The 4,966-nt window shown below is 71.9% G+C and carries 5 protein-coding genes; all 5 read right to left on the reverse strand.

Features of this window, described 5'->3' with window-relative positions:
- A partial coding sequence (locus tag RUH65_RS15205; protein ID WP_313818474.1) for an acyltransferase family protein occupies positions 1–675 on the reverse strand: 675 nt, incomplete at its 3' end.
- Positions 676–747: 72 nt separating this feature from the next.
- Positions 748–1,572 carry an ABC transporter ATP-binding protein gene (locus RUH65_RS15210; protein ID WP_313818475.1) on the reverse strand — a complete coding sequence of 275 codons (825 nt, stop codon included), beginning with the start codon at positions 1,570–1,572 and terminating at the stop codon, positions 748–750.
- The gene (locus RUH65_RS15215) at positions 1,569–2,717 is read right to left on the reverse strand and encodes an iron ABC transporter permease (RefSeq protein WP_313818476.1); all 1,149 of its coding nucleotides are present in this window, start codon (positions 2,715–2,717) and stop codon (positions 1,569–1,571) included. Before RUH65_RS15215 ends, RUH65_RS15210 begins: the two co-directional genes overlap by 4 nt.
- On the reverse strand, positions 2,717–3,781 hold the full coding sequence (locus tag RUH65_RS15220; RefSeq protein WP_313818477.1) for an iron ABC transporter permease: 1,065 nt from the start codon (positions 3,779–3,781) through the stop codon (positions 2,717–2,719). Before RUH65_RS15220 ends, RUH65_RS15215 begins: the two co-directional genes overlap by 1 nt.
- Before the next feature lie 10 nt (positions 3,782–3,791).
- A complete protein-coding gene (locus RUH65_RS15225) occupies positions 3,792–4,847 on the reverse strand; it encodes an ABC transporter substrate-binding protein (protein WP_313818479.1) in 1,056 nt (351 codons plus the stop codon).
- Positions 4,848–4,966: the final 119 nt, after the last annotated feature.

Below are 4,966 nucleotides of genomic sequence, written 5' to 3' on the forward strand. Positions count from 1 at the left end.
GTCGCGCACCCAGGAGCTGCCGCGCGCGGCAGCGATGAAGAAGAGGAAATAGGTGGGTGCCTCATAGAGGCCGGTGCCCACGAGATGCCGCAGCTCGCCGCCCTCCAGCCCGGTGGAACCCGGCCAGACCACGCCGGACCACACCACGGACAGCGCCGCGGCCGAGCCGATGACCCACCCGGTGGGGACCGTCCGCAGGAAGCGACCGGCGAGGAGGAACAGCACCAGGGCCCACAGGAACCACAGTTCGGCGTTGGCCCGCAGCGGTGACCACACCCAGGTCTCCAGCTGCGTGCCCAGGTCCGTGTGCACCATGCCGGGCAGCAGGTGTCCGCCGATGATCCGGTAGGCGATCACGGGGATCTGCCACAGCAGAAACACCCAGACCAGCAGCGAGGCCTTGGTACGGAGGAAGTCGCCCCAGCCCGCGGTCAGCCACTTCGCGGCGAACAACCCGGACATGGCGAAGAACAGTGGCATGCGCAGGTCCTCGAACGCCGTGTTCAGGACGCTGAAGGCGGGGATCCGGTCCATGTCCGCCTGGCGCAGCCAGAGGCTGGTGTGCAGCAGGACCACCAGCAGGATCGAGATCCCCTTGGCGGTGTCCACCCACTGGGCACGTGGCTGGGAGGGCGGACGGACACGGGGGTACGCGCGGGGCCGGGGCAGGGACATGAGGACTTTTCGGCTGGGGATAGCAACAGCTGCCGGACGGGCAACAGTCCACGGTACCCCGGGCCGGGTCCGTCAGCCGGCAACGTGGTGCCGGCCCACCGGGACCACCAGGGGACCGCCGGAGACGGGATCGTCGATGATCCGGCTGCGCAGCCCGAACACGTCCTGCACGCACTGCTCGGTGAGGACGGCGGTGGCCGGTCCGGCCGCGTAGACCCTGCCACCTTCCAGCGCCACGAGCCGGTCGGAGTAGCGGGCGGCGAGGTTGAGGTCGTGCAGCACCATGACGATGGTGGTGCCACGCTCCCGGTTGAGATCGGCGAGCAGATCCAGCACCTCGATCTGATGGCTGACATCGAGGAACGTGGTGGGCTCGTCCAGCAGCAGCAGGTCTGTCTGCTGTGCCAGCACCATGGCGATCCACACCCGCTGGCGCTGGCCGCCGGAGAGCTCGTCCACGGGGCGGTCGGCCAGGTCCGCGGTGGCGGTGGCGTCGAGGGCGTGGGCCACGGCGGCGTCGTCGGCCGCACTCCAGGCGCGGAACATCCGCTGGTGCGGGTGCCGGCCGCGGCCCACCAGGTCCGCCACGGTGATCCCGTCCGGGGACACCGGGGACTGGGGCAGCAGGCCGAGCACCCGGGCCAGTTCCTTCGAGGGCATGGAGTGCACCGAGCGGCCGTCCAGCAGCACCCGGCCGCCGGCGGGGGAGAGCAGCCGGGACAGGGTCCGCAGCAGGGTGGACTTGCCGGAGGCGTTAGCCCCCACGATCGACGTCACGGTGCCCGGCTCGATCTCCAGGTCCAGGCCGCTGAGCACGTGCCGCTCGCCGTAGCCGACGGCCAAGGTCTCGGCCCGCAGTTCGTGGGTGCTGGCCGCGAGGTTCAGGTCGGTCGTCATGAGGTGGCTCCGGTGCGGTGTTGGCGGACGATCAGGTACAGCAGGAAGGGCGCCCCGAGCACGCCGGTCACCACGCCCACGGGGAAGCGGGTGCCGATGGCGTACTGGCCCACCACGTCGGCCACGAGCACCAGCAGCGCCCCCACCAGGGCGGACGGCACCAGCAGGGAGCCGTTCGGGCCGAGCAGCCGGGCCGCGATGGGACCGGAGAGGAAGGCGACGAACGCGATCGGGCCGCAGGCCGCCGTCGCGAAGGCCACGAGGCCCACGGCGGCGATCACCGCCAACAGGCGCGTGCGGTTGACCCGGACGCCGAGCCCGGCCGCGGTGTCGTCGCCCAGGGTGAGGGACTCCAGGTTCGCGGACTGCCCCAGCAGCACGGGGGCGAGCACGAGCAGGGCCACCAGTGTGGGCAGGACCTGCTCCCAGCCCACCCCGTTGAGTGAGCCGGTCAGCCACCGCAGCGCCTCCTGCAGGTCCCAGGAGCCGGCGCGCGAGAGCAGGTAGTTGGTGATGGAGGTGAGGATCGCCGCGATCCCGATGCCCACCAGGATCAGCCGGGTGCCGGCCACCCCGCCCTTCGAGGAGAGAAGGTAGATCAGCAGGGCCACGCCCAGGCCGGCCGCGATGGCGAACGCGGAGCGGGCCGGGCCGTCGATGCCGAGCACGATGATCGCGAACGCCGCCGCGGCGGAGGCGCCCGAGGAGATGCCGATGATGTCCGGACTGGCCAGCGGGTTGCGCAGCATGGTCTGGAACGTCACGCCGCCCAGCCCGAAGCAGGCGCCGGCCACCACGGCGAGCACCGCACGCGGCAGCCGCAGCGTGCCCACGGTGAACGTGGCCCCGTCCACGTCCTGCCCGAACACCACCCCGAGTACCTCGGCGGGGCCGTAGAAGGTCCGCCCGACCATCAGGGACGCGGCGAAGACCGCCACCACCAGCACGGCCAGGAGGCCGATGACCAGCGCGCGACGCCGGCGCCGCCCCTGCCGTGCGCCCGTCACCTTCGCCCGGGTGCCGGCGGGAGAACCGGCGGTCAGCGCGGTGGGGACGGTGCCGCGAGCGGCGGGCGAGCTGGCCGCCTGGGGTGCGTGGACGGCGTCGTGGGCCGGAGCGGGAGCGGAGCGCGTGGAGGGTGCCATCACAGTTCGCGAACCTTCCGCTGGCGGACGATGTGGATGAAGAATGGGGCGCCGATCAAGGCGGTGAGGATGCCGACGTCGATCTCGGAGGGGCGGGCGATGATGCGGCCGAGCACATCCGAGGCCAGCAGCAGGGCCGCGCCGGCGACGGCGGAGTAGGGCAGGAGCCAGCGGTGATCCGGGCCGGCGAGCAGGCGGCAGGCGTGCGGGACCACGAGTCCGACGAAGCCGATGGGGCCGGCCACGGCGGTGGCCGCGCCGGCCAGCAGCACGGAGGACAGGGCGGCCAATCCGCGGGCGAGCATGACGCGTTCGCCCAGGCCGGCGGCGAGGTCGTCGCCCAGGGCCAGGGAGTTCAGGCTGCGGGCGCTCACCAGGGCCAGCAGCAGTCCGGCCCCCAGAAAGGGAGTGACGAGCACGATCGAGTCCCAGGCCGCGCCGCCGACCCCGCCGATCTGCCAGGACCGGATGTTCGCGGAGATGTCACCACGGGGCAGGGCCACGGCGGTGATGAAGGAGGTCGCCACCGCGGTCAGGGCCGCCCCCGCGAGGGCCAGCTTGAGCGGGGAGGCCCCGCTGCGGCCCGCCGAGGCGATGGCGTAGACCAGCACGGCGGTCACGGCGGCGCCGAGGATGGCCATCCAGATCATCTGGTGGGCCGCGAACATCCCGAACCACGCCATGCCGACCACCACGGCCAGCGAGGCGCCCATGTTGACGCCGAGGATGCCCGGATCGGCCAGCGGGTTGCGGGTCACGCCCTGCATCACCGCTCCGGCCACGCCCAGCGCCGCGCCCACTGCCAGGGCCAGCACGGTGCGCGGGATGCGCTTCACGACGGCGGCCTGGTCCAGTCCCTCGACCGGCTCGCCGAGCGAGCCCAGCGCCTCGACGATGGCGGGCAGGCCCACGGTGCGGGAGCCGATGGCGACGGAGGCCGCGCAGAGCAGGGCCAGCACCACGAGCCCGGCCCCGAGCCAGGCCAGGCGGTGCCGCTGCCCCCTGCGCAGGGCAGGGGGCAGCGCGGCAGGTGCGGTCGGTGCGGGGGCGGCGGTGAGGGTCACTCGGGCACGATCACTCGGACGCGGCGGCGGCCTCGGCCAGCAGATCCGCGTAGTCCTCGAGGACGTAGGGCAGGGCCAGCGGCGTCGGGTTGGCGGCGGTGCCGAGCGGGCCGGTGCCGTCCATGGCCACGATGGCCCCGTTCTCAACGGCCGGCATCTGGGACAGCAGCGGATCCGCCTCGAGGGTGTCCACCAGGGACTGGTCGCCGTAGGTCACGATCACCTCGACGTCGTCGAACTGGTCCACCTGCTCGGCGGAGACGGTGCCGGAGAACTGGTCGGTCTCGTCGGTGACCTGCTGCACGGACTTGGCCACGGTCATGCCGAGGTCCTCGAAGAACATGGTCCGCGTGTCATGGCCGGTGTAGAAGTTCACCGTGGACAGGTCGGCGGTGTCCACGTGGGTGAGGAACATCGCGGAGGTGCCCTCGAGTTCCGGGTGCTCGGCGGCGGTCTCGGCGATCTGGCCCTCGAGGTCCTCGATCAGCTCGTCACCCTCGGCCTCCATGCCCATGCCCTGCGAGTTCAGGCGGATCATGTCCCGCCAGTCGGTGCCCCAGGCGGTCTCCGGGAAGGCGACCACGGGGGCGATCTCGGACAGGGTGTCATAGTCCTGCTGCGTCAGGCCCGAGTAGGCCGCCAGGATGACGTCCGGATCGGTGTCCGCGACGGCCTCGAAGTCGATGCTGTCGGTCTCGTCGAAGAGGACCGGGGTCTCGGCGCCGAGCTCGGCGAGCTCGTCCTCGACCCAGGGCAGCACGCCGTTGCCGTCATCGTCACCGAAGTTGGCGGCGGCCATGCCGACCGGGACCACGCCGAGGGCCAGCGGCACCTCGTGGTTGGCCCAGTTGACGGTGGCCACCCGCTCGGGCTTCGACTCGATGGTGGTGGTGCCGAAGGCGTGCTCCACCTCGATCGGGAACTGCTGGTCCGCCGCGGCCTCGGAGGAGCCGGTCGAGGACGCGGAGTCCGCAGCCGGATCGGCGGTGCCGGACCCGCAGGCGGACAGGGCGAGGACGAGGCCGAAGGCGGCGACCGAGACGGCGAAGGGGCGGGAGGTGCGCACGATGATGACTCCACTCTGATGACACTGGTCTGATACGGGCGACGTGGCTCCGCAGTCGGGCCACAATCAGGTAAGGCTTGCCTAAATAATGTAGACAGGCGTGCGCTAATGAGCAATCG

It is taken from the genome of Citricoccus sp. (assembly GCF_032154715.1).
GTDB lineage: Bacteria > Actinomycetota > Actinomycetes > Actinomycetales > Micrococcaceae > Citricoccus.